Below are 24,716 nucleotides of genomic sequence, written 5' to 3'. Positions count from 1 at the left end.
AATCAGTTTGAGTTGAAACCCAAGCCGAGGACTTTGTTCCGAAAATATTGTGCTGAAGAGCGAAAAAAGGTCGTCTGAAACCTAAATTTGGTTTTCAGACGACCTTTTCGTTTACGGCTTTAACGTTTATTCGATGACAACGCGCGCGTTAAGCGGCTGGACGGGGCGGCTGTTGTGTGAACCGATGGCGCGGGTGAATTTTTCTGCCTGCGCCTGATCAATGTAGTCGTAGGTTTTCAACAGCAGCCACGATACGCCTTCGCTGCACGGCGGCGTGGTCAGCGAACCGGCAAAGCGGTAGTAATTCAGCCGTTTCGGCAGCAGGGTGCCGGCGTCGAAGGCTTTGTCGAGGTTTACCTTTCCTTCTTTCATCGGCATCACGTTCCATATAGGCGCGAGGCGGTCGTTGGTTTTGCCGGCTTCGTACAATACTGCCAATACCAAAGGCTGGCGGTTTTCGTCTAGGTGGACGAAGTGGGCTTCCATTGGGAAGGTGCGGCCTTTGATTTGGTTTTCACTGGGGACGTGGAAATGGAATTGTTTCAGGGTGTAGGTGCGTCCGTTCACGCTGAGGGTATTGCCGCCTTCGGGATAATTGACCTGGATGGTGTGGCCGTTGTTTTCCACGTTAACCGCGCTCGGTTTGTAATTGACTTTGATGGCAGGCAGTCTGCCGGAGACGGTTTCGGTAATGTTGACGGGGGATTGGTTTTTGCCTGTGGAACACAAACGGAACTCTTCAGAAAGCTCGCCCCAGCTTTCGGGGGAGTCGTGTCCGGTGTAACCCCAATGGGTGTGGTTTCCGTGTGCGGCGGCGGAGAATGCTGCGAAGGTGGACAGCAGGAAAACAGTCAGACGAGGTAACGTACGGGTCAAGCAGGGCATTGCAATATCCTTTCTGTGAGGAGGAGGGGAAAAGCATTGCGGTGCGTATGTAGATTATTGTTATTTTTTATTTAACCATAGCCATATTAAATCATTAGGTCAAGCCTTCTTGGGTTAATTCTGTTAATGCTATGAAGTTAAGGCGAATTCATTTTTTCAAAACGATGTTGTCGTTTTGAAAATTGATAATAATTTGAAATAGAAAATGCCTATTTTTCACACCTTAAAAATTTAAGGAAAGCCGACTCGTGAAAAAGGTCGTCTGAAAACCTGAATTCGGTTTTTCAGACGACTTTTCTGTCATGCCTGCCAAGGTTTATTTGTGCAGGCCGCATTCTTTGCTGTCCTTGCTTTCCCACCACCAGCGTCCGGCGCGGATGTCTTCGTCTGCTTTGACGGGGCGGGTGCAGGGTTCGCAGCCTATGCTCGGGTAGCCTTGGAAATACAGGGCATTGAGCGGGACGTCGTAGGCTTGCGCGTATGCCCAGACGTCGTTTTCTTCCCAGTCGAAAATGGGGTTGAACTTGACGATGTTGCGGCTCTGGTCGGTTTCTTCAAAATCCAATTCGCTGCGGGTTGCCGATTGGCTGCGGCGTTGTCCGGTCAGCCAGGCGGGGGCGTTTTTCAGGGCGCGGTTGAGCGGCTCGATTTTGCGGATGTGGCAGCAACGGCGGCGCAGCTCGACGCTGTCGTACATGGCGGTTGCGCCGAATTCCTGCTCAAACTGTCGCGCGCTTTCGGGGTCGGGGTGGAAAACTTCCAACTCGGTTTGGTAACGGACGTTGACGGCGGTAATCAGGGCGGCGGTTTCGGGATTGAGCTTGCCTGTGTCGAGGGTGATGATGCGCAGGGGGAGTTTCAGGCGGCAGATGGCGTCGGTAATGATCATGTCTTCGACGGCAAGGCTGGAGGCGAAGACGGCTTGCGGATAGCGGCGGGCAATGTGTTTGAGGCGGGTTTCGAGCGTGGCGGTCAACTCGGGCAGCTGGCGCCGTTCGGCTTCGCCTGTCGTCGGGATGCACCAAAGCTGGGGGCGGAAGAGGGACATGGTTGGCTTGTTCCTTGGTTTTTGTTTTCAGACGACCCCTCTTGCGGCAAAAGGGGTCGTCTGAAAGTTTGTACGGAACATTATTGTCGGGCGGTCTCGCGCGAAGGGGAAAGAATGCTTTTCTATTTCTTTATAACCAAAGCGATTGCTGCTGGTCTTTCGGCACGAGGTGGTTCACGCCTATGCCGATCAGGCGGAAGGCGTCTTCGCGCTGGGGTGGCACGCGCTGCATCAGGGTTTGCGCGGCGCAAAGCAGGGCGTCGGTGTCGGGCAGGACGGAAGAGTAGGTCAGGGAGCGGGTGATGATGCGGAAATCGTGGGTTTTCAGCTTGAGGGTTACGCCTTTGGCTTCGACGTTTTTGCGTGAGATTTGCCGCCACAAGTCTTCAGCAAGATGGGGCAGATGTCCTGCCGCCTGTTCGAGCGACAGGTCTTCGGGCAGGGTGATTTCGGTGGAGATTTGGAGGCGTTCGCGTTCGGCTTTGACGGGGCGTTCGTCCGTACCGCGTGCCAAATCATAGAGGCGGTAGCCGTAGCGTCCGAAATGGTTTAACAGTTCGCCACGCTCGAAACGGCGCAAATCGCCTGCCGTCTGCATACCCAGCGACTGCATTTTTTTCAACGTTACCTTGCCCACGCCGGGGATTTTGCCCAAGGGCAGGGTTTCCAAAAATGCCATGACTTTGTGCGGCGGCAGGACGAATTGCCCGTTCGGCTTGCGCCAGTCCGACGCGATTTTCGCCAAAAATTTGTTCGGCGCGATGCCTGCGGAAGCGGTCAGGCCGGTTTCCGCAAAAATGGCGGCGCGGATTTCTTTGGCAACTTCGCTGGCGTAAGGGATGTTTTTGAAATTATGGGTCACGTCAAGATAGGCTTCGTCCAGCGACAGGGGTTGGATTAAATCAGTATAGCGCCTGAATACGGCGTGAATCTGCGCGGAAACCTGACGGTACAAATCGAAATGCGGCGGCACATACACCGCTTGCGGACACAGCCTTTTCGCTGTCGCCACCGACATCGCGGAATGCAGCCCGAACTGCCGCGCCTCATACGATGCGGCGCAAATCACCGAACGCGCGCCCTCCCACGCGACGACCACGGGCAGCCCTTTCAAATGCGGCTGCTCGCGCAGTTCCACCGATGCGTAGAACGCGTCCATGTCGATATGGATGATTTTGCGCTGGGACATTGAAGACGGTCAGGAAGGAAAAAGAGACGGGTATTTTAGCGGAAAACGATAGGGGAAGGTCGTCTGAAAACTGTTTTCCAGTTTTCAGACGACCTTTGCCGGTTTATTTGATTTGATAGTCTAAAACGAAACGCGCCGCATCATCTTGAGCCAGAATTTCCGTCAGCTTGGGCAGCGTATCCGCCAATTTTTTTGCCAGCAGATAGGGCGGATTGACGACGAACATCCCGCTGCCGTGCATACCGAAGCCGTCTTCACGAGCTTTGTGAACATAAAGCTCGGCTTGAAGGTAATTTTCGGGCATGAGTTTTTTCAACTGTTCCGGCATCTTACGGCTCTCTTCGCGGTTCAAGCAGGGATACCAAACCAGATAACAGCCCGACTCGAAACGTTTGAGCGCGTCTTGCAGGGTTTGGACGACGCGGCGGTAATCCTGTTTTTCCTCATAGGGTGGGTCGATCAGTACCACGGCGCGGCGCGGCGGCGGGGGAAGCAGCGAAATCAGTCCGCGATAGCCGTCGGCTTGCGAGATTTGCCCGCGTTTGCCCAGGCGGGCTTCTTTCATGTTGTTTTGCAAATGCGCAAAATCGGCAGGATGAAGCTCGAATAGGCGAAGTTTGTCGCAGTCGCGGGTGAGAAAGCGGGCAAGCCAGGGCGAGCCGCAGTAGAGGTTTTCATCGGGCAGGATTTCTTTCAGACGACCGGTAAAGTCGGACAAATCCGAAGGCAGCGCATCTGCTTGAAGCAGCCGTGCAATCCCCTGCCGGTATTCACCGACCTTCTGCGCCTGCTCGCCACGCAAATCATACAAACCTGCGCCGCTGTGGGTGTCGATATACCAATACGGTTTGTCTTTGAGGTTGAAATATTCCAGTGTAAGGAAGAGGGTGAAATGTTTGAGCATATCGGCGTGGTTGCCGGCATGGAAGGCGTGGCGGTAGCTGAGCATGGCAGGGGTCGTCTGAAAACAGGGAAGGGCGATTATATCCGCAAATGCAGCGGGACTGTTGCCGGGCTTTCAGACGACCTTGGGATTGCGCTGGAAGTAAACCGTCCTGACAGGCTGCCGTCGCGGAAATTTTTGTTTTGTCCGATATAATACAGGTCGTCTGAAAACTGGATGTCCGTTTTCAGACGACCTTTTTTCAATACGGGAAACGAAGATGGCTGAGAATACTGCCGATGATTTGAACCTTGTCGCCGCTCAAGCGGCCGGGCATTTGCTGGAGCGTTGCGTACCGGAGCATGCTGCGGTGCAGACGCCGTATGTGTTGCGGCTGTTTGCGGCTTTGCAGAACGGGCATTCGTTTGTTTGGCTGGATGAGGGCGAGGCGGAGGAATTGGCGGGATTGGCGCCGACGGTCGGGCAGGGCGCGTCGCCGTTGGTGTTGCAGGGCAGAAAGCTGTTTTTGGGGCGGATGTGGCAGCTCGAGCATGATTTGGCGGCTGAAATCAAGCGTTTGGCAGAAGCGGAAGTCGAGCCTGTGGATTGGATGAGCGCGTCGCAAAACTTGTCCGGCTGGTTTGCCGATAAAGGAAGTGAAGGCCAGCGGGATGCGGCGGGGCTTGCCTTGCTTCAGACGTTTATGCTGATTACGGGCGGACCGGGTACGGGCAAGACGACGACGGTGGCGAAACTTTTGGGGCTGATTTGCACCAACTCTGCCACGCGCCTGCCACGTATCGCGCTGGCGGCTCCGACGGGCAAGGCGGCGGCGCATATGGCACGCGCGCTGCATCGGGCGGTGGACGGTTTCGAGATGCCGGATGCGGTGCGCAATCATTTGTCCGCGCTGGAAGGGCAGACGGTTCACCGCCTTTTGAAACTGCGCCCGCCGCAAATGCTGCCTGCGTTTGACGGCAACCGTCCGCTGCCTTTGGATGTGTTGGTGGTGGATGAGGCTTCGATGTTGGATGTTTCCTTGCTGCTTCACTTGCTGCGTGCGATTCCGTCGGGCTGCCGTGTGATTTTTTTGGGCGACGAGTTCCAACTGCCCTCGGTCGGCGTTGGTGCGGTATTGGCGGCGTTGTCGAGACGGACGGTTTTGGATAAGGAGACGGCGGAGCAGCTGAGCATTTATCTGCCGGAACACGGTTTCCCCGTGGAGGAAAATCCGCCGGCTTTGTCGCAAAACGTCGCGCAACTGACGGTCAGCCACCGTTTCGGTGCAGACAGCGGCATCGGTTGCTTGGCGAGGTCGGTTGTGTCGGGTAAGAGCGGGGAAGGTTGGGCGCAGTTTACGTTGTTCCCCAACGAGCTGGAAATCCGCGAAGGTCGTCTGAAACAGCAGGTGGAGCTGCTTTACCGCAAACACGAAAAATACTGGCAGGCAGTCGATAAAAACGATGTGGCGCTGGCATTCGGACACGCGGCGGATGTGGTCGTTTTGGCGGCATGGCGGCAGGACGCGGAGGCGTTCAACGAAGAGTATTGCCGCTATCTGCAACGCAAACATCGGGCTGGCGCGGATACGCCGTGGTTCGCGGGACAAATCATCATGATTGCGCGCAACGACTATACGCTGGAAGTGTTCAACGGCGACATCGGGCTGATTATGCCCGACGCGGAATCGGCGAACGGCTTGGCGGCGTATTTTCCGAATGCGGACGGTTTCAAAAAAATCGCCATCAGCCGCCTGCCGCAGTTTGATTCCGCGTTCGCCATGACCGTGCATAAAAGCCAGGGTTCGGAATATCGGGAAGTCTGGCTGCTGCCGCCGTCGGGGAAAATAGAGCAGGGCGGGGATGACGCGCTGTCGGGCTTAAACAATGCGCTGCTCTACACCGCCATCACCCGCGCACGGGAACGCTTCGTCTTTTGGGGAAATGAAGAACAATGGCGGTTGGCGGTGGAGACCCGCAAAACCCGCCGCACGGCATTGGGCGACATCTTGGACGCGATGTTCGTGCCGAAAGCTTGAATCAAACCCTAAAGGTCGTCTGAAAACGAAACGGATGCTGCCGGGAGTTTTCAGACGACCTTTCTCTATTGATATGCGTCAAAATCAGTTTGGAAATAAGCATAATACTCTAAATCTTCTTGACGGTTTGTGCCGTCTTTCATAGGATTACAGCCGTTCGATTACAAAAATTAGTAAATTTCTAACAAATATTGATTAGGAATTTTTGTTAAAAATACCTTTTACCCTTCAATCGGAGATTGGCATGAATATCCAAAAAAACTTTGCCGTTGTATGCGCTGCCTTGGCGGCATTACCCACCGCATTTGCAGAAACCGCTAGCGTAGAGCGCGATGCCGCCGCATTGGCAACGACGAGCGATTACGTCAATTCGGGCAGCGTCATCCGCAAAGACGAGGACAAAATCAGTATTTTCAACGATTTGCTGACCGTAAACGGCACATTCCGCGTCCGTGCCGACACCAAAGACATCAATGCCAACAACAGCAGCACCAATCCCACGCCCGACGCCTCCAATACCAATTTCAACGCCGAATTCTGGTTGCGCGCCAAACTTTATAAAGACTGGAAACTGGTAACCCAAATCGAACCCAACATCGACTTGAAAACCGGCAAATTCAACGGCGACCATGATGTTCCCGTGAACAAACTGTATGCCGAAGGCTCGATTACCGAAGGCATCAAAGCCCGCGTCGGTAAATTCGGCGCATTTTCCTCCTACGGACGTGTCTGGGATACGGAAGTAACCGGCGGTGAAATCTTCTTTGACAACAAAACCCTGCCCACCAAAATTTACGCAGGCCGCCGTACCGGCAGCCTCAACGACAACGTATGGGGCATAGGCGGCCGCCGCAAACACTTCGCCGCCATTCAAAGCAGCCTGCCGATTAACGAAAACATCAACGTCGGCGCAACCGTCAGCTACATGAAAGACATAGACGTGCGCGACGCGAAGAAAAACGCCGTCTTCGGCGAAATCGGCGCAGATGTCAAATTCAACGACGATTGGCGTTGGATGGCGGCGGTCAGCAAGTCCAACATCAAAGCCTATAACGACGCAGGACAAAAAATCAAAAACGACGGCGTGTTCACCGAAGTCCGCTACAAACTCGCCGACTGGAAAGTCCGCAATTCCTACGACGTCTTCCTGAATTACCGCCGCGTCGGTGCGCTTTCGGGCGTATCTTCCGTACAAGACTACAGTAAAAACGTACAAGGCGTACAAGTCGGCGCGACCTACGTTCCTTGGAAAAACTGGAAAGTGTCAGGCTTTTACTTGGCGGGCAAACAAGTTACCCCGACTGCCGGTTCAAGCAGACAAGACGTCAACGTCTTGCGCGGTCAGGTGGAATACAAATTCTAAGACTTTTGGATAAAGGTTTTGTAGAAACGAAAAAACAGGCAGGGAAAACCTGCCTGTTTTAGTTCGGATAAGATTTCAGATGACCTTTACCTGTTTCCTGATAAAGGTCGTCTGAAAAGTACGATTCCACCAAGACAAACTCCGAATCCTACCAGCTGTCGCGTTTCATGCGGTCGAGTTGGCGGCGGTCTCGTTTGGTCGGCCTGCCGTCGGGATACGCCGCGCTGATGCGGCTTGCTTGGTCGAGTTGTTTCTGCGCTTCGCGTTCGGCGGCGGTTTTCATGTCTTCTTCGTAAAGCTGACGCGCTTCGGGGGCGGGGCGGCGCTGGTGGTTGAGTGCCAATACTTTGATTTTGTAAGGCAGCGAATTGAGCGTCAGGTCGATGATGTCGCCCGCGCTGATGTTTTTGCTGTTTTTGACTTTGGCGCCGTTGACCTGAACCCTGCCCAATTCGATATGTTTTTGAGCCAGTGCGCGGGTTTTGAAAAAGCGTGCAGCCCAAAGCCATTTGTCGAGCCGCATCGCCGTATTGTCGTGTTCGTTTTTCATAGCCTGTTTGAAATGATTGAACTGAATGGAAGTTTATCATAAGATACGGCACTTCATTTGTTTAGTGCAGATATACTATATCATCCGCAAAAGGTCGTCTGAAAAGGCATCCGCCCGATTATCTGCCGTTTTGCACGGCATATCCTCCATGAGAAATGCTGCCAAATATGCCTGATTGGCGTATGATAGCGGCAGCGTCCCTACCGAGAGCTTCACCCTATGAAACCAGTTTTTTTGGATTTTGAACAACCCATCGCCGAATTAACCAATAAAATCGAAGAGCTGCGCTTTGTGCAGGGCGAATCCGCCGTCGATATTTCCGATGAAATCGCCAGATTGCAGAAGAAAAGCAACGACTTGACCAAATCGATTTTCAACAAGCTGACGCCCGCTCAGATTTCGCAGGTTTCACGCCATCCCCAACGTCCTTACACCTTAGATTACATCCAAGCCATTTTCACCGATTTTGAAGAGTTGCACGGCGACCGCCATTATTCAGACGACCATGCCATCGTCGGCGGTTTGGCGCGCTTCAACGGTCAAAGCGTGATGGTTATCGGCCATCAAAAAGGCCGCGATACCAAAGAAAAAATCCGCCGCAATTTCGGTATGCCGCGCCCTGAAGGCTACCGTAAAGCACTGCGCCTGATGCAGACCGCCGAGAAATTCAATATTCCCGTGATGACTTTTGTCGATACGCCGGGCGCGTATCCGGGTATCGGCGCGGAAGAGCGCGGTCAGTCCGAAGCCATCGGACGCAACCTGTACGAATTGACCCGCCTGCGTGTGCCCGTTTTGTGTACCATTATCGGCGAGGGTGGTTCCGGTGGCGCGCTGGCGATTGCGGTCGGCGATTACGTCAATATGCTGCAATATTCGACTTACTCGGTTATCTCTCCGGAAGGTTGTGCGTCTATTCTGTGGAAAACTGCCGAAAAAGCGGCAGATGCCGCGCAAGCCTTGGGCATTACCGCCAAACGCCTGCAAGAACTGGATTTGATCGATACCGTGATCAACGAGCCTTTGGGCGGGGCGCACCGAGATTTTGAAACGACCATGAAAAACGTCAAAACGGTGTTGGAAACCGAGTTGCGCGAAGCGCAAAATATGCCGATGGCGGATTTGCTGTCGCGCCGTTTCGACCGGATTATGGCTTACGGCAAGTTTACGGATAAGTAAACAATTAATGTGCAGAAAAGCAGGCAGAAGCCCCCCTGCCTGCTTTTTCATTTCTAAGAACTTGCCTTGCCGACACAATATAGATTACGCCATATGAACCCGACGTCGTCTGAAAACCTCCCGCCTCAATGCCGCAGTTTGTTGGAAACCCTGCGTCTTTCGGCGCGTTCGCTTCCAGATGGTTGTACGGTAACGGTCGGATTGAGCGGCGGTTTGGATTCGGTGGTGTTGCTGCATATGCTGGCGTGTTTGCGGGAAGAGCTTGGTTTGAATGTACACGCTTTGCATGTTCATCACGGATTGAGCCGCAATGCGGATGACTGGCTGGGGTTTTGCACACGCTTATGCCAAGAATGGAATGTGCCGTTTAGAAGCGTAAAAGTTGAAGTCAAAAAAGACGGCTTGGGAATCGAAGCTGCCGCACGGAAAGCGCGTTATCAGACGTTTTCAGACGACCCCTCCGGCATCATCGCGCTGGCGCACCATCAGGATGACCAAATTGAAACATTCATGCTCGCGGCGGTTCGCGGCGGCGGCATTAAAGCACTTGCCGCCATGCCGCAATGGCGCAAGCTGGATGAGGGAACGCAAATTTGGCGGCCGCTGCTGACGTTTTCCCGAAAAGAATTGGAAAACTACGCCGCTGCCTGCAATCTGCCGAACATCGAAGATGAAAGTAACGCCGATACAGCTTTTTTAAGAAATTGGATGCGTTACGAGGCGTTGCCGGTTTGGCGGGAGCGCATTCCGAATTTTGAGCGTCATGTGTGTGCCAACATCCGTTCTTTGCAAACCGATTTGGCGATTTTGGACGAAGTTGTCGAAGCGGATTATCAGACGGTTTGTCAAAGCGGACGCTTCCAAGTCAGCCGTTGGCAGACATTCAGCGAAGCGCGCCGCAGCCGGATTCTTTGGCGGTTTTTTAAAGAGAATGAGATTGTGGAAAGTTCTCCGAGAAAGCTGGCGGATTTTGCGCGGATACTGTTGGAAGCAGAAACTGCACAATGGCAGTTCGGCGAAACATCGGTATGTTTATACCGGGATTTTTTATTCATATTGAAACAAAACCAGTTTGCAGACGCGGATTGGATAAAGGGAAAAGAAGTCAGAGGTCGTCTGAAAGATATTCTCCAAGAAAACGGCTTTTTTCTGGCACCGCACCGCAACGGATTGCCCGAATCGGTCTTGGAAGAAGAAGGAATCATTCGGACGGCGGGCAGTGATGATATGATGAATGTAGGTTTTTTGTATAAAAACGTTAAGAAAGTGTTGCAAGAAAACCATATCGTACCGTTCGTCAGAAAATGCTGGCCGATTATCACAAATACTGACGGAAACTGCATTGCTATTGTTAACCTTACGGTAAGCCACGATTTTCAAGGGTTTGACGGTTTTTTACCGGTTTACGGAAAATTTTTGAGATATAAATGGAACTAAATACGGCGGCAGTTGTCTTTAACTGGCACGGCACGCTTTACTATTTTATAGCTTATAATGCAGTTATTATAAAAGGTAAGATATGAATGATCGCCAGATTGATCAGGCCTTGGTAGAGCGCGCGCAGAAGGGCGAACAAAAAGCATTCGAGTTGCTGATGTCCAAATATCAGCGTCGGCTCATCCGCTTGATTTCCCGTTTTGTCAAAGACGAACACGAAGTCAACGATGTGGCGCAAGAGGCAATGATCAGGGCTTATCGGGCTTTACCGAATTTTCGAGGACACAGCGCTTTTTATACTTGGTTGTATCGGATTGCGATCAATACTGCCAAGAACTTCTTGGTAACCTCAGGGAAACTGCCCTTCGTCAGTGCAGAGACCGCCAATGAAGACGGCGATATTCTGGATTTGTCGGACCAGATTGCGGATTACCATACGCCGGAAGCTGAAATGATAAATCGGGAAATCCTGCAAACAGTAGAATTGACAATTTCACATTTGCCCGAAGACTTACGAAAAGCCATCACCCTGCGTGAAATGGAAGGTCTGTCTTATGAAGAAATAGCCAAGATTATGGATTGTCCGATAGGGACCGTTCGATCCCGTATTTTCAGGGCGCGGGAAGTCATAGCAAAAGATTTGAGGCCGTTGTTGGAAACCTCTGGAAATCAAAGATGGTAAAAAACAGATTTATAGATTAGATGGGACAATGAAATGGTGACGACAATGAATAGAACAAGAGAATATGTTTCCATGCTGATGGATAGCAATCAAATAAATGATGAAATGCTTGACCGTCTTTTGTCAGAAGATGCTGCTGCAGAAGCATGGTACGAATACCATCTGTTGGGCGATTGCATGCGTTACAAAGCAGGCGCAGGACGTGATGCTGACTTTATGCAAAGCGCAGCATTTACCGCTACGCTTGCCGAAATCAGTGAAGAACACAAGCAGCGTTATGAAGCCGAAGTTGCCGCTGTGCTGCCTGTTAAGGACGTTCAAGCTGCGAACAACTCGTTCTTCAATTATTTTGCCGTTGCCGCCAGCGTGGTTGCCGTTGCCGTTGCCGTATGGCAATTCGGTCCGCAAGTGAGGGACGATTCGTCAGGCATGATTGCGGAAAAAGCTGTTGACACCAAAAACCAGCAGAAACATATTGTTCCCGTAGCTGCTAATCCGACAGTAAAAAATGCTTCAGATACTGTGGTACTGCCTGATTCTGTAAAGAATGAAAAGGGTGTGAGTCAGACTACGGTTCGAACTGAAGTGCAGATTCAACAGGACTCCGCCGTTCATTAAATTGAATAGAGATACAGAAAGAATAGAGATACAGAAAATTGTATAGAGATACAGATTTTCATCTGGCAGAAAAATCCCTTCCCGAGCTATTCGGGCAGGGATTTTATTTTTGAACGGATGTATCTTGAGGTCGTCTGAAAAAGCAGGTTGAACAAAGTCGGACGGTATTGTGCTGTATCTTTTTTATTTGAATCCGCTATATAATGCGCCACATGAAATTAATTACCTCCGCGCAAAACGAGCAGCTCAAGCATTTGTCCAAGCTGCTTTCACAATCTAAAGTACGCCGGGAATATGGGCAAACCGTGTTGGAAGGCGTGCATCTTTTGCAGGTCTATTTAGAGGCGGGATATACGCCCAAACAAGTGTATTTGCCCGAAAGTAAAAACACGCATCCTGAAATCCGAAATTTAATCAGCAGCTTGGACGAAGATTGTATTACTTGGGTCGGAAACGAAGCCTTGTCTAAAATCACCAGTTTGAACGATGCCGACGATGTGATGACTTGGATAGAGATTCCGCCGCAAGGGGATTTGCCTTTAAGCGGCGACTGCGTGGTGTTGGACAGGCTGCAAGACCCGGGCAATGTCGGTACGGTTTTACGCAGCGCGGCAGCTTCGGGCATCAGGCAGATTGTGTTAGGTAATGACTGTGTCGATATTTGGTCGCCCAAGGTATTGCGTGCGGGTATGGGGGCGCATTTTCTGCTGGACATATACAGCCGCGTTTTTCTACCGCATTGGCTGGATACTTATCAGGACAAAATATGGGCGACCGCTTTGGACGGGCGCAATCCTTCCGACTTGTACCAACTGGATTTAAATGCTCCTTGCGCCTGGGTTTTCGGCAATGAAGGCAGCGGCGTGAGTCGGGAAATTTTAGAAAAAGTCGACGGCAGCGTCAGAATCCCGATGTTGGGACAGACCGAGTCGTTAAACGTCGCCATGGCGGCAACGGTATGCCTCTTCGAGCAAATGCGCCAACGCATTGCGTAAGCACTTTCAGACGACCGGTCCGTTTGGTAAAAAACTGATTAAGGTCGTCTGAAAACCTTATCTACTGCAAGCTCAAAACACCAAACCGGCGGTTAATCTGTTTAACCGCCGGTTTGGTGTTTCAAAGCAATCAGAATTTGTCATCAGGCCAGCGCGTGCTTTGCAGGATGCTTGCATCGACGTCCTGAATATTGCGGTGGCCTGTAAACGCCATGGATATGTCCATTTCCTTATACAGGATTTCCAGCGCGCGGGTGACGCCTTCTTCACCGTATGCGCCCAAGCCGTAGAGGAACGCCCTGCCTATCATCGTGCCTTTTGCGCCCAAAGCCCATGCTTTAAGGACGTCCTGACCACTGCGGATGCCGCTGTCCATCCAAACTTCGATGTCGCTGCCGACTGCGCTGACGATGTCGGGCAAAGCTTTGATGGCGGATATGGTGTCGTCGAGTTGGCGGCCGCCGTGGTTGGAAACAACCAATGCGTCCGCGCCGCTTTTCGCTGCTTTTTCCGCATCTTCAGGTTCCATAATGCCTTTGATAATCAGCTTGCCGCCCCACAAATCTTTAATGCGTGCAACGTCGTCCCAGCTCAGGCGCGGGTCGAATTGTTCGGAAGTCCATGAAGACAGCGAGGACAAATCGCCGACGTTTTTAGCGTGTCCGACGATATTGCGAAATGTGCGGCGTTCCGTGTTCAGCATTTTCATGCACCATTCGGGCTTGGTCGCCAGATTGATTAAATTTGCGATGGTCGGTTTCGGCGGCGCAGAAAGGCCGTTTTTAATGTCTTTGTGGCGTTGGCCCAAAACCTGCAAATCGGCGGTCAAAACCAATGCCGAACACTTGGCATCCTTCGCGCGCTTAATCAGGTTTTCCATAAACTCGCGGTCGCGCATCACATAAAGCTGAAACCAAAACGGCGCGCTGGTGTTTTCGGCAACGTCTTCAATCGAGCAGATGGACATGGTGGACAACGTAAATGGAATGCCGAACTTCTCCGCCGCCCGCGCCGCCAAGATTTCGCCGTCGGCGTGTGCCATGCCGGTAAAGCCTGTCGGAGCAATCGCCACCGGCATTTTCACGTTCTGACCGATCATTTTGGTTTCCAGGCTACGGCCCTCCATATTGACCAATACCTTTTGTCGGAAGCGGATATCCTTGAAATCCGAAGTGTTATCACGGTAGGTGGTTTCCGTCCAAGAACCTGAATCGATGTAATCGTAAAACATGCGCGGCATCTTGCGCTTGGCGACAAGGCGCAGGTCTTCGATACAGGTCATTTTACTCAAATCACGTTTCATTGTTGATTGCCTCTGTTAAGGGGGTTGCATATGGATTGGGTCGTCTGAAAAGGGCAGCGCGCTTTCAGACGGCCTTTTGCAATACCATAATCATTCAGTATGAATTAAATAATCTATATCAATCGCAAGTATAAAGCAAATGGTTTTAACCCTGCAAAGAGCGGGGCGATAGCACTTTTCAGACGACCTCGGATTTAAGTTTCAGATAAAAAACAGAAATTTTCAGGCAGATAAAAATCCATTCGCACAGTCATTTAAACAAACAATCGGAAGACGCCCGAATATACTTGACTGAATCACTCAGATATTAGACAATCGCACCACTATAAAAAAGCCGACACAGGCACCTACCATGAGACTGACCACAAAAGGGCGTTTTGCCGTTACCGCCATGATCGATTTGGCGATGAACGCGCAAACCGGCGCTGTCAAACTCAGCGCCATCAGCGAACGCCAAAGCATTTCGCTTTCCTATCTCGAACAACTATTCAGCAAACTGCGGCGCGCCGGGCTGGTTGAAAGCCTGCGCGGCCCTGGCGGCGGCTACATCCTCGCTGCCCCTCCCGCACAAATCAATATCGCCCAAATCATTTCCGCCGCCGAAGACAAGCTGGACGCCACCCAATGCAGCAGCAAAGCCAACTGCCACCACGGCGCGCCCTGCCTGACGCACGACCTTTGGGAAAACCTGAATAAAACCATCAACGACTACCTCAGCAGCGTTACCCTGCAAAGCATCATCGAACAGAAAAACAGCGATGACGGCAGCCACGTCATCCAATTTACACATATCCATTAAGTACATTACAGAAAAAGAAAGAGCGAACCATGACCGTCAAAACCCCCGTTTATCTCGACTACGCCGCCACCACACCCGTTGACAAACGCGTTGCCGAAAAAATGATTCCCTATCTGACCGAAACCTTCGGCAACCCCGCTTCCAACAGCCACGCATTCGGCTGGACAGCGGAAGAAGCTGTCGAAAAAGCCCGCGCCGACATCGCCGCCCTGATTAACGCCGACCCCAAAGAAATCGTCTTCACCAGCGGCGCGACCGAGTCCGACAACCTCGCCATCAAAGGTGCGGCAAACTTCTACAAAACCAAAGGCAAACACCTCATCACCGTAAAAACCGAACACAAAGCCGTGCTCGACACCATGCGCGAACTCGAACGTCAAGGCTTTGAAGTAACCTACCTCGGCGTACAAGAAAACGGCCTGATTGATTTGGAAGAACTCAAAGCAGCCATCCGCGACGACACCATCCTGATTTCCGTAATGTGGGTGAACAACGAAATCGGCGTCGTGCAAGATATTCCCGCCATCGGCGAAATCTGCCGCGAACGCAAAATCATCTTCCACGTCGATGCCGCCCAAGCCTGCGGCAAAGTGCCTGTTGACGTGGAAGCCGCCAAAATCGACCTGCTGTCCATGTCCGGTCATAAAGTGTACGGCCCCAAAGGCATCGGCGCACTGTACGTCCGCCGCAAACCCCGCGTCCGCCTCGAAGCCCAAATGCACGGCGGCGGCCACGAACGCGGCTTCCGCAGCGGTACTCTGCCGACCCACCAAATCGTCGGCATGGGCGAAGCCTTCCGCATCGCCAAAGAAGAACTCGAGCAAGACATGGCGCACTACCGCAAACTGCGCGACATCTTCCTCAAAGGCATCGAAGGCATCGAAGAAGTCTATATCAACGGCGACCTCGAACACCGCGCCCCGAACAACCTGAACGTCAGCTTCAACTTCGTCGAAGGTGAAAGCCTGATTATGGCAGTGAAAGAACTCGCCGTATCCAGCGGCTCCGCCTGTACCTCCGCTTCGCTCGAACCCAGCTATGTCCTGCGCGCGCTCGGCCGCAACGACGAACTGGCGCACTCATCCCTGCGCATCACCTTCGGCCGCATGACCACCGAAGAAGAAGTACAGTTTGCCGCAGAACTGATCAAATCCAAAATCGGCAAACTGCGCGAACTGTCGCCGCTGTGGGAAATGTTCAAAGACGGGATTGATTTGAACTCGATTGAATGGGCAGCGCATTAAAAACGGAAGCCAGCACAGGCTTCCCACCGTGCTGGCTTATTATTTCGATGATTTAGGTGCTTCTAAGTGCACAGGAGCACGGCATTTTTCAATCGACCTTGGTTCCTGTACAAATAGGAGAAGCGCAACCAGCAAAGCTATTGCTTTGTTTGGGTTCATTTTTTTTCCAAATAAATCTAGGTCAATGATAACATAATGTCTCTGTTTAATTCAATAAGTTATTAAAGATGGGAAGAAGCCCAACAAATCTGTTAAATCACCCGAAACATTAAGTTTGATAACACTTAGTCCACATATTAAAAACAAAAAAGGTCGTCTGAAACCTCAAAAAGACCTTTTCAGACGACCTAAAAGCCACCACATTAAAATCAAGGATGCAACCCATGAACGAACAAGAACTCGACCTCGATAATCTCGACAACCTGCTTGAAGATTTTGACGGCGTTACCGTGGAGGGCGGCGTCGATTCGGAAAACGACGACGGCTGCGAAGGCGGCGCGTGCAAAATCTAAGGTGGCTTGGGTCGTCTGAAAAAATTTAGAGGCAAAATAAGGAATCCTTATGTCCCTACAAAATCAGGAACAGCAGCATCATTTGCCGCAAACGACGCATTCCATTATCGGCTCATGGCGGATGGAGCAGTTGAACATCAGCCCGGAGGCCATACATGATATGCAGCGTTTGGTAGAAGGCAAAATCAGCTTGGATGAGGCTTTGGACGGTATCAAACAAAGAATGGCGGAAAAATGAGCAAATACGGCGGAGAAGACACCATTTATATGAATGGGGGAGTATTTAAAAACAAGCTCTCCATCCAAGATAGTGAATTGCTGGAAACCGCCGAAAAAGAATTTTCCGCCGTTCGCGCCCAATATCTGCTTTTGCAACCCATTATGGGCAATTTCGATTTGGCGCATTTACAGACCATTCATCGCGAACTGTTTGGCGATGTTTATGATTGGGCGGGCGAAATCCGGCGGATTGATATTTCCAAAGGTAATACCCGATTTGCCAATTTTGCTTTTATCGAAAACGAAAGCCGCAAACTTTTGGAGAAGCTGAGAAGCGAAAACTATTTGCATGGCTTGGATAAAGATAAGTTTGCAGAGCGTGCAGCCTATTATTTAGGCGAGTTGAACGTCCTACATCCTTTTCGTGAAGGAAACGGCAGAACATTGCGTCTGTTTATAACGCAATTGGCAATGAAAAACGGTTTGCAGATACATTGGCAAAATATCTCTGCCGAACAAATGATTCAAGCCTGTATTCAGGCATACCATGCCGATAGCAGTTTATTGGCACGATTAATTTTAGACAATTTAGAACAATCGTCTTTTTCAGACGACTAAAACATCAACAAACCACGATATTTTAAGGAAACCACATCATGGCATACAGCGATAAAGTAATCGATCACTATGAAAACCCCCGCAATGTCGGTACTTTCGATAAAAACGACGAGTCTGTCGGCACCGGCATGGTCGGCGCGCCTGCTTGCGGCGACGTGATGCGCCTGCAAATCAAAGTGAACGACGAAGGCATCATCGAAGATGCGAAATTTAAAACTTACGGCTGCGGCTCTGCCATCGCTTCTTCCAGCCTGATTACCGAGTGGGTCAAAGGCAAGAGCTTGGATGACGCGCTGGCAATCAAAAACAGCGAAATCGCCGAAGAACTGGAACTGCCGCCTGTGAAAATCCATTGCTCCATCTTGGCTGAAGATGCGGTGAAAGCGGCTGTTGCCGATTATCGCAAACGTCAGGAAAACAAATAAACCGATTCAGTTGGCGCTTTGTCGGCGGACGTTTGTAGGATTCCTGAAAGTCTTAGGGTTTCCGGAAAAAGTAAACTCGAAGGCTTGTTCCCTTCTCACTCAGAGGTGGGAGACAAGGACACAGAAACTTAATCGTTTGGAAGTTGCCGCCAAATTTGGGACTGCCTGCCAATCTATCCCCTCTCCCCGCGGGAGAGGGTTAGGGAGAGGGCGATAAGCCGTAGGCTTATATTTAGTCGATACGCCTGCAAAATCAAAAGAGACGACATGCCTTCTCTCGTGAAGAAGAGGGTGAGGGCACAGAAACTTAATCGTTTGGAAGTTGCCGCCAAATTTGGGACTGCCTGCCAATCTATCCCCTCTCCCAGCGGGAGAGGGTTAGGGAGAGGGCAATGAGCCGCAGGCTTATATTTGGTCGATACGCCTGCAAAATCAAAAGAAACGGCATGCCTTCTCTCATGAAGAAGAGGGTAAGGACACAGAAACTTAATCCTTTTGAAGTTGTCGTCAAATTTGGGACTGCCTGCCAATCTATCCCCTCTCCCCGCGGGAGAGGGTTAGGGAGAGGGCGATAAGCCGTAGGCTTATATTTATCAATACGTCTGCAAAATCAAAGGACACGAAATGCCTTTTACCGATGAAGAAGCCCAATCCCTGCTTGCCGTCAAAGGCATAGGCAAAACCGTATTGAAGCGTTTGCAGCAAATGGGTTTGGATGATGTTGCCACGCTGGCGGCAGCGGATTTGGACGATGTTTTGGAACAGGGCGCAAAATTGACCGGCTCGACCTGTTGGAAAAACAGTCCGCAGGCAAAAGCCGCCGTTTCTGCCGCGATAGCGTGGGCAAAACAGCGTTTTCAGACGACCTGAAAGGCAAGAAGTCGTCTGAAAATGAAAGTAGGTAAAACAATGATTGCGAAATAAGGAAAGAAGCATGATTACCATCACAGAAAATGCAGCCAAATACATCAACAACTACCTGACCAAACGCGGCAAAGGCTTGGGCGTGCGCTTGGGTGTGAAAACCAGCGGCTGCTCGGGCATGGCCTACAACCTCGAATTTGTCGATGAGGCCAGCGCCGAAGATTTGGTATTCGAAGAACACGGCGCCCGCATCTATATCGACCCGAAAAGTCTGGTTTATCTGGACGGCACGCAAGTCGATTACACCAAAGAAGGTTTGCAGGAAGGTTTCAAATTCGAAAACCCGAATGTCAAAGACTCTTGCGGCTGTGGCGAGAGCTTCCACGTTTAAGACATAAAAACGGCGGGACAGTATCAAAACCGTCCCGCCATTTTTTCGCTTCCTGTCTGTTGTAGCTGCCTTTGCCTTTTCTTTTCCGTTCCACCTTGTGTCGGAACAAATCGGATTTTACTAAGGCTTTTAAGGCATTGTCGCGTATTTTGCCTTTATTGTGTTGCACTTTACTGCTCATATTCAGTCCTTTTGGTTAAGAATCAGCGGATTATAAGGCAAAATCAGGTTTCTGCCGAAAATTTCACATTAATTATCCCGCCATGTCCCAATATTTCACACTCTTCCAGCTTGAACCCGCTTTCGATATCGACGCCGAAAGCTTGGAGCAAACCTACCGCGCCTTGGCTGCCCGTTTCCATCCCGATAAATTCGCTTCAGCCTCCGCCTTCGAGCAAAAGCAGGCAGTGATGATGTCTTCTACCATCAACGATGCCTACCGTACCTTGAAAAATCCCATCGACCGTGCTGCGTACCTGTTGAAGACATTGAGCATCGACGCCGACGCGCCGGAGCATACCTCTTTCGCTCCTGAATTTCTCATGCAGCAAATGGAATGGCGCGAAGCGCTGATGGATGCGCAAATGGAGCAAAACAACGAAGCCCTGCGCGCGTTGGATCAAGAAATCAGCCGCGAACAAGACAAGCTGTATCAAGATTTGCGGACGGCCTTTGCAGCGAAAGACCACGAAGCTGCCGCTCAATGGGTGCGCCACGGCAGGTTTTTAAACAAACTGCGCAACGAAATCGCCGCCGCATTGCAAGATTAAATACCTAGATTTTGAGCATCTGAAAGGTCGTCTGAAAACCGGAATAAGGTTTCAGACGACCTTTATTGCTTATTTCATCATGTTGTATGCCATTATATTTTCAAAATTTAACACAAATCCGAATTTGCCTTATTTCATAAGCGCATAGCCGAATGAGGGTTTTGATGCTAAAAAACGCATCTTTGCGGTAAGGCTTGAATCATAGGGAAAGAGGTCGTCTGAAAGAAAATTGGGAAAAGCCCGATTTCAAAACAGCGGCCTTGTCAAGACTGGATAAGCGACGAAAAATACACTATATTGTGCCACTCGATATTAATACATACTGTATCTTGTGTTTCAGGATGGAGAAAGCTCACGATGAATGCACCGACTGATTTGAAAGTAACCAAGCGCGACGGACGTTTGGAAAATCTCGACTTAGACAAAATCCACCGTGTCGTTACTTGGGCGGCGGAAGGCTTGAAAAACGTTTCCGTATCGCAAGTCGAGCTCAAATCGCACATCCAGTTTTACAACGGCATCCGCACCGACGACATCCACGAAACCATCATCAAGGCGGCTGCCGACCTGATTTCGCAGGATACGCCCGACTATCAATATCTCGCTGCGCGTTTGGCGATTTTCCACCTGCGCAAAATCGCTTACGGCGAGTTCGAACCGCCGCATCTCTTCGACCACGTTAAAAAACTCACCGATGCGGGCAAATACGACCGCCACATCATCGAAGATTACAGCCGCGAAGAGTTTGACGAGCTGAATACCTATATCGACCACAGCCGCGACATGACCTTTTCCTACGCTGCCGTGAAGCAGCTCGAAGGCAAATATCTGGTGCAGAACCGAGTTACCCGCCAGATTTATGAAACGCCACAGTTCTTATACATTTTGGTGGCGATGTGTCTCTTCAGCAAATACCCGAAAGAGACCCGTTTGGACTACGTCAAACGTTTTTACGATGCCGTTTCCACATTTAAAGTATCGCTGCCGACCCCGATTATGAGCGGCGTGCGCACGCCTACGCGCCAGTTCTCAAGCTGCGTATTGATTGAATGCGACGACAGTTTGGATTCCATCAACGCCACCACCAGCGCGATTGTGAAATACGTTTCCCAACGCGCGGGCATCGGCATCAACGCCGGACGTATCCGCGGTTTGGGCAGCGAAATCCGCGGCGGCGAAGCGCAACATACCGGCTGCATCCCGTTTTTCAAAATGTTCCAAGCGGCGGTTAAATCCTGCTCGCAGGGCGGCGTGCGCGGTGGCGCGGCAACTTTGTTCTATCCCTTGTGGCATATCGAAGCCGAAAGCCTGTTGGTATTGAAAAACAACCGCGGCGTGGAAGACAACCGCATCCGTCAATTGGACTACGGTGTGCAAATCAACCGCCTGCTGTACACCCGCCTGATTAAAGGCGGCAACATCACGCTGTTCTCGCCCAACGAAGTCCCCGGTCTGTACGACGCATTTTTTGCCGACCAAGACGAATTCGAGCGTCTCTACACGAAATACGAGCAAGATCCGAACATCCGCAAACGTACTTTGTCGGCTACCGATTTGTTCTCCACGCTGATGCAGGAACGCGCCGGAACAGGACGCATCTACATCCAAAACGTTGACCACTGCAACACGCACAGCCCGTTTGACCCGCGCGTCGCACCCGTGCACCAGTCCAACCTGTGTATGGAAATCGCCCTGCCGACCAAACCGCTGGATAACATCAACGACCCGAACGGCGAAATCGCCCTGTGTACTTTGTCCGCCTTCAACTTGGGTGCATTAAACAGCTTGGACGAGCTGGAAGGTCTTGCCGATTTGACTGTGCGCGCACTTGATGCCTTGCTGGATTATCAAGACTATCCGGTCGAAGCCGCCCGTACCGCGACCATGAACCGCCGCACGCTCGGCATCGGGGTCATCAACTACGCCTACTATCTGGCGAAAAACGGCGTCCGTTACAGCGACGATTCCGCGCTCGGCCTGACCCACCGAACCTTTGAAGCCATGCAGTATTACCTGCTCAAAGCATCGGTGAACCTTGCCAAAGAATACGGCGCATGCCCGCTGTTCAACCAAACCGTTTATTCGCAAGGCAAACTGCCCATCGACACCTACAAAAAAGACTTGGATGCCGTGTGCAGCGAACCGCTGTTGTGCGACTGGGAAAGCCTGCGCGCCGACATCGTCAAATACGGTCTGCGCAACTCTACCCTGACCGCACTCATGCCGTCTGAAACCAGTTCGCAAATCGCCAACGCCACCAACGGCATCGAGCCGCCACGCGGCTTGGTAACAGTCAAAGCTTCGAAAGACGGCATCCTGAAACAAGTCGTGCCGGAGTTTGAAACCCTGAAAGACGCCTACGAAACCCTGTGGCAGCTTCCGGGCAACGAAGGCTATCTGAAACTTGTCGGCGTGATGCAAAAATTCGTCGATCAGGCGATTTCCGCCAACACCGCCTACGACCCGGGCAAATTTGAAGGCAACAAAGTTTCCATGAAACAAATGCTCAAAGACCTGCTGACCGCCTACAAATACGGCGTCAAAACCCTGTACTACCACAACACCCGCGACGGCGCGGACGATACACAGACCGATATTCAGGATGACGGTTGTGCAGGTGGGGCTTGCAAGATTTGATAAGGGCTTTGGTGAAGTAATTGAAAGCCTTTCCTAAATTTGATTATCAAGGTATTGAATATGATCTAACGCATTTAACTGCGTTTTCTTGTGACTATATTCAACCTGCTAAAAGTGATGGTACGGCGGAAAAACGATACCGCTGTATTATCGAGTTTAGTACACATTGTTTTACAAGAGGTGAAAATAAACGTAAGGGAGAAAAGTTATCAGATATTGAATCTGCATTGCATTATGTAACGGCTAAAGAAACACGAATTTTTTGTTTCGAGCGCTACCAGGTTTCAAAAATGTTGCCGCAAATTATGCGTGAAATTAGTAGAAACAAATGTTATTTCACTTCGGCTGACGATAAGTTTCTGACCATATCAGTAACGGATAAAAACGGTAAAAAAGTAGATTATGAAATTTACTTTTCACTTCAAAGAGCCAAATCTCCAAAACATGATGTACATATTTACATTAATAGTGCATATATACGGGATGGGGATTACAAAGAAAATCACGGAACAAAAGTAAGGAGAAAACCGGTCGGTTTCTTTGTGTTATTACATAATACATTGGTCAATAAGAGAATCAAACGCCCAAAGTAAAACAACCCTCACTTAAAAGCAAGGGTTGTCAGTACAGGCTTCGCTTTATAACTGCTCTTGGGCTAGTAGCCTAAAAAAGGCCGGACAAACGCTGAAATGGTTTCATGCCTGCTCATGCGTTTTGTTGAGACAAATTGTACCACGATTGCAATAAGGCTCAAAATAAAAATTTTCAGACGACCCATATGCTTTGCATAGCCTAGAAGTCGCCTATCCTACTTTTAGATTTAAATCAACCTGAGAAAACAGCCATGTCCTGCGAACACCTAGTCATGTCATACAGCACCTTTTCCAAAACCAAAAACGACGCGCTGAAAGAGCCGATGTTTTTCGGTCAGCCGGTAAATGTTGCCCGTTATGACCAGCAGAAATACGAAGTATTTGAAAAACTGATTGAAAAGCAACTGTCGTTTTTCTGGCGGCCGGAAGAAATCGACGTGTCGCGCGACCGTATTGACTACGCCAACTTGCCCGAACACGAAAAACACATTTTCATCAGCAATCTGAAATACCAAACCTTGCTCGATTCCATTCAAGGTCGTAGTCCGAACGTTGCCTTGCTGCCTTTGGTGTCGATTCCCGAGCTGGAAACTTGGATTGAAACGTGGAGCTTTAGCGAAACCATCCACTCGCGCAGCTATACCCATATTATCCGCAATATCGTGAATGATCCGTCAGTCGTGTTCGACGACATCGTGCAGAACGAATACATCATCGCCCGCGCCGAAGATATTGCCTGCTATTACGATGATTTAATCGAATATACCCAGTATTACAACCTGTTGGGCGAAGGGACGCACAATGTCGGCGGCAAGCTCGTTACCGTGTCTTTGCGTGAGTTGAAGAAAAAACTCTATCTCTGCCTGATGTGCGTTAATGTGTTGGAAGCCATCCGTTTCTATGTTTCATTCGCCTGCTCGTTTGCTTTTGCCGAGCGCGAGTTGATGGAAGGCAACGCTAAAATCATCAAACTGATTGCCCGCGACGAAGCCCTGCACCTGACCAGCACCCAGCATATGCTCAACCTGATGCGCGCCGGTTCAGACGATCCTGAAATGGCGGAAATCGCCGTCGAATTGCAGGACGAATGTTTCAAACTCTTCAAAAAAGCGGCAGAGCAGGAAAAAGAATGGGCGGCCTATCTGTTTAAAGACGGTTCGATGATTGGTCTGAACAAGGAAATTCTGGCGCAATACGTCGAATACATCACCAACTTGCGTATGCAGGCGGTCGGTTTGCCTGCCGGATTTGAAGGCGCCACCCAAAACCCGATTCCGTGGATTAACGCGTGGCTGTCGTCCGACAACGTACAGGTCGCGCCGCAGGAAGTCGAAATTTCTTCTTACTTAATCGGTCAGATCGATTCGGAAGTCAGCGCGGATGATTTGGGCGATTTCGAACTGTAATCAAACTCGGCGGTTTTTCCGCATTTCCATCATCAGAGGTCGTCTGAACAGGTGCAGAAACGAAATCA

Annotated in this window: 27 protein-coding genes; 20 read left to right on the top strand and 7 right to left on the bottom strand. The window is 50.7% G+C overall.

Features of this window, described 5'->3' with window-relative positions; translation table 11 throughout:
- Nucleotides 1-126: 126 nt before the first annotated feature.
- The 4 genes from RSJ68_05910 to rlmJ all read right to left on the bottom strand — a co-directional run bounded on the left by RSJ68_05910 (nt 127) and on the right by rlmJ (nt 4,071).
- A complete protein-coding gene (locus tag RSJ68_05910) occupies nt 127-885 on the bottom strand; it encodes a carbonic anhydrase (GenBank protein WNU98249.1) in 759 nt (252 codons plus the stop codon).
- Between the two features lie 316 nt (nt 886-1,201).
- Entirely contained in the window at nt 1,202-1,933 is a 732-nt protein-coding gene (locus RSJ68_05905; protein WNU98248.1) for a phosphoadenylyl-sulfate reductase, read from the bottom strand.
- Between the two features lie 130 nt (nt 1,934-2,063).
- Entirely contained in the window at nt 2,064-3,122 is a 1,059-nt protein-coding gene (gene dinB / locus RSJ68_05900; GenBank protein ID WNU98247.1) for a DNA polymerase IV, read from the bottom strand.
- 103 nt (nt 3,123-3,225) lie between these two features.
- Complete coding sequence (gene rlmJ, locus RSJ68_05895) at nt 3,226-4,071, bottom strand: 23S rRNA (adenine(2030)-N(6))-methyltransferase RlmJ (GenBank protein WNU98246.1); 846 nt, start codon at nt 4,069-4,071, stop codon at nt 3,226-3,228.
- Between rlmJ and RSJ68_05890 the strand changes: the two genes are divergently transcribed.
- From RSJ68_05890 to RSJ68_05880, 3 genes are all read left to right on the top strand, one after another.
- Entirely contained in the window at nt 4,015-4,221 is a 207-nt protein-coding gene (locus RSJ68_05890) for a hypothetical protein (GenBank protein WNU98245.1), read from the top strand. The two genes, rlmJ and RSJ68_05890, sit on opposite strands and share 57 nt — an antisense overlap.
- Nucleotides 4,222-4,285: 64 nt before the next feature.
- Nucleotides 4,286-6,043, top strand: a complete 1,758-nt coding sequence (gene recD / locus RSJ68_05885) for an exodeoxyribonuclease V subunit alpha (GenBank protein WNU98244.1) — start codon at nt 4,286-4,288, stop codon at nt 6,041-6,043.
- 244 nt (nt 6,044-6,287) lie between these two features.
- Complete coding sequence (locus tag RSJ68_05880; GenBank protein WNU98243.1) at nt 6,288-7,406, top strand: hypothetical protein; 1,119 nt, start codon at nt 6,288-6,290, stop codon at nt 7,404-7,406.
- Between the two features lie 148 nt (nt 7,407-7,554).
- Here the strand turns inward: RSJ68_05880 and RSJ68_05875 are convergent, their stop codons facing one another.
- On the bottom strand, nt 7,555-7,956 hold the full coding sequence (locus RSJ68_05875) for an RNA-binding S4 domain-containing protein (protein WNU98242.1): 402 nt from the start codon (nt 7,954-7,956) through the stop codon (nt 7,555-7,557).
- Between the two features lie 219 nt (nt 7,957-8,175).
- On the opposite strand from RSJ68_05875, the gene RSJ68_05870 reads away from it, so the two are divergent.
- The 5 genes from RSJ68_05870 to RSJ68_05850 all read left to right on the top strand — a co-directional run bounded on the left by RSJ68_05870 (nt 8,176) and on the right by RSJ68_05850 (nt 12,867).
- A complete protein-coding gene (locus RSJ68_05870; protein ID WNU98241.1) occupies nt 8,176-9,135 on the top strand; it encodes an acetyl-CoA carboxylase carboxyltransferase subunit alpha in 960 nt (319 codons plus the stop codon).
- 66 nt (nt 9,136-9,201) lie between these two features.
- Nucleotides 9,202-10,572, top strand: a complete 1,371-nt coding sequence (gene tilS, locus RSJ68_05865; protein WNU98240.1) for a tRNA lysidine(34) synthetase TilS — start codon at nt 9,202-9,204, stop codon at nt 10,570-10,572.
- Nucleotides 10,573-10,654: 82 nt separating this feature from the next.
- A complete protein-coding gene (rpoE, locus tag RSJ68_05860) occupies nt 10,655-11,254 on the top strand; it encodes an RNA polymerase sigma factor RpoE (protein ID WNU98239.1) in 600 nt (199 codons plus the stop codon).
- Nucleotides 11,255-11,326: 72 nt separating this feature from the next.
- On the top strand, nt 11,327-11,872 hold the full coding sequence (locus RSJ68_05855; protein WNU98238.1) for a sigma-E factor negative regulatory protein: 546 nt from the start codon (nt 11,327-11,329) through the stop codon (nt 11,870-11,872).
- A 212-nt stretch (nt 11,873-12,084) separates the two neighbouring features.
- Nucleotides 12,085-12,867: an RNA methyltransferase gene (locus RSJ68_05850; GenBank protein ID WNU98237.1), complete on the top strand. Its 783-nt coding sequence runs from the start codon at nt 12,085-12,087 to the stop codon at nt 12,865-12,867.
- Between the two features lie 130 nt (nt 12,868-12,997).
- Here RSJ68_05850 and RSJ68_05845 read toward each other — a convergent pair whose 3' ends face one another.
- On the bottom strand, nt 12,998-14,170 hold the full coding sequence (locus RSJ68_05845) for an alpha-hydroxy acid oxidase (protein ID WNU98236.1): 1,173 nt from the start codon (nt 14,168-14,170) through the stop codon (nt 12,998-13,000).
- A gap of 352 nt (nt 14,171-14,522) precedes the next feature.
- On the opposite strand from RSJ68_05845, the gene iscR reads away from it, so the two are divergent.
- The 8 genes from iscR (at nt 14,523) to iscA (ending at nt 19,242) form a co-directional block, all read left to right on the top strand.
- Complete coding sequence (iscR, locus tag RSJ68_05840; protein WNU98235.1) at nt 14,523-14,969, top strand: Fe-S cluster assembly transcriptional regulator IscR; 447 nt, start codon at nt 14,523-14,525, stop codon at nt 14,967-14,969.
- A 29-nt stretch (nt 14,970-14,998) separates the two neighbouring features.
- The gene (locus RSJ68_05835; protein WNU98234.1) at nt 14,999-16,213 is read left to right on the top strand and encodes an IscS subfamily cysteine desulfurase; all 1,215 of its coding nucleotides are present in this window, start codon (nt 14,999-15,001) and stop codon (nt 16,211-16,213) included.
- A 383-nt stretch (nt 16,214-16,596) separates the two neighbouring features.
- Nucleotides 16,597-16,725, top strand: a complete 129-nt coding sequence (locus tag RSJ68_05830; protein WNU98233.1) for a hypothetical protein — start codon at nt 16,597-16,599, stop codon at nt 16,723-16,725.
- A 49-nt stretch (nt 16,726-16,774) separates the two neighbouring features.
- On the top strand, nt 16,775-16,963 hold the full coding sequence (locus tag RSJ68_05825; protein WNU98232.1) for an antitoxin VbhA family protein: 189 nt from the start codon (nt 16,775-16,777) through the stop codon (nt 16,961-16,963).
- Entirely contained in the window at nt 16,960-17,562 is a 603-nt protein-coding gene (locus RSJ68_05820) for a putative adenosine monophosphate-protein transferase Fic (protein ID WNU98231.1), read from the top strand. Before RSJ68_05825 ends, RSJ68_05820 begins: the two co-directional genes overlap by 4 nt.
- Before the next feature lie 38 nt (nt 17,563-17,600).
- Nucleotides 17,601-17,987 carry a Fe-S cluster assembly scaffold IscU gene (gene iscU / locus RSJ68_05815; protein ID WNU98230.1) on the top strand — a complete coding sequence of 129 codons (387 nt, stop codon included), beginning with the start codon at nt 17,601-17,603 and terminating at the stop codon, nt 17,985-17,987.
- 624 nt (nt 17,988-18,611) lie between these two features.
- Nucleotides 18,612-18,857 carry a recombinase RecA gene (locus RSJ68_05810; GenBank protein ID WNU98229.1) on the top strand — a complete coding sequence of 82 codons (246 nt, stop codon included), beginning with the start codon at nt 18,612-18,614 and terminating at the stop codon, nt 18,855-18,857.
- 64 nt (nt 18,858-18,921) lie between these two features.
- Nucleotides 18,922-19,242: an iron-sulfur cluster assembly protein IscA gene (gene iscA / locus RSJ68_05805; GenBank protein WNU98228.1), complete on the top strand. Its 321-nt coding sequence runs from the start codon at nt 18,922-18,924 to the stop codon at nt 19,240-19,242.
- On the opposite strand, the gene RSJ68_05800 is transcribed toward iscA, so the two are convergent.
- Nucleotides 19,202-19,423, bottom strand: a complete 222-nt coding sequence (locus RSJ68_05800; protein WNU98227.1) for an alternative ribosome-rescue factor A — start codon at nt 19,421-19,423, stop codon at nt 19,202-19,204. The genes iscA and RSJ68_05800 overlap by 41 nt on opposite strands.
- An 82-nt stretch (nt 19,424-19,505) precedes the next feature.
- Between RSJ68_05800 and hscB the strand changes: the two genes are divergently transcribed.
- The 4 genes from hscB (at nt 19,506) to nrdB (ending at nt 24,648) form a co-directional block, all read left to right on the top strand.
- A complete protein-coding gene (gene hscB / locus RSJ68_05795; GenBank protein ID WNU98226.1) occupies nt 19,506-20,012 on the top strand; it encodes a Fe-S protein assembly co-chaperone HscB in 507 nt (168 codons plus the stop codon).
- A gap of 357 nt (nt 20,013-20,369) precedes the next feature.
- Entirely contained in the window at nt 20,370-22,649 is a 2,280-nt protein-coding gene (gene nrdA, locus RSJ68_05790) for a class 1a ribonucleoside-diphosphate reductase subunit alpha (GenBank protein WNU98225.1), read from the top strand.
- A gap of 20 nt (nt 22,650-22,669) precedes the next feature.
- Entirely contained in the window at nt 22,670-23,242 is a 573-nt protein-coding gene (locus tag RSJ68_05785; GenBank protein WNU98224.1) for a hypothetical protein, read from the top strand.
- 272 nt (nt 23,243-23,514) lie between these two features.
- Nucleotides 23,515-24,648: a class Ia ribonucleoside-diphosphate reductase subunit beta gene (gene nrdB / locus RSJ68_05780; protein ID WNU98353.1), complete on the top strand. Its 1,134-nt coding sequence runs from the start codon at nt 23,515-23,517 to the stop codon at nt 24,646-24,648.
- Nucleotides 24,649-24,716 lie beyond the last annotated feature (68 nt).

Origin of the sequence: Neisseria sp. DTU_2020_1000833_1_SI_GRL_NUU_006 (assembly GCA_032388755.1) — a bacterium.
Classification (GTDB): domain Bacteria; phylum Pseudomonadota; class Gammaproteobacteria; order Burkholderiales; family Neisseriaceae; genus Neisseria; species Neisseria sicca_C.
The sequence above is the reverse complement of the archived record's forward strand: the minus strand, read 5'-3'. Positions and strand labels throughout refer to the sequence as shown.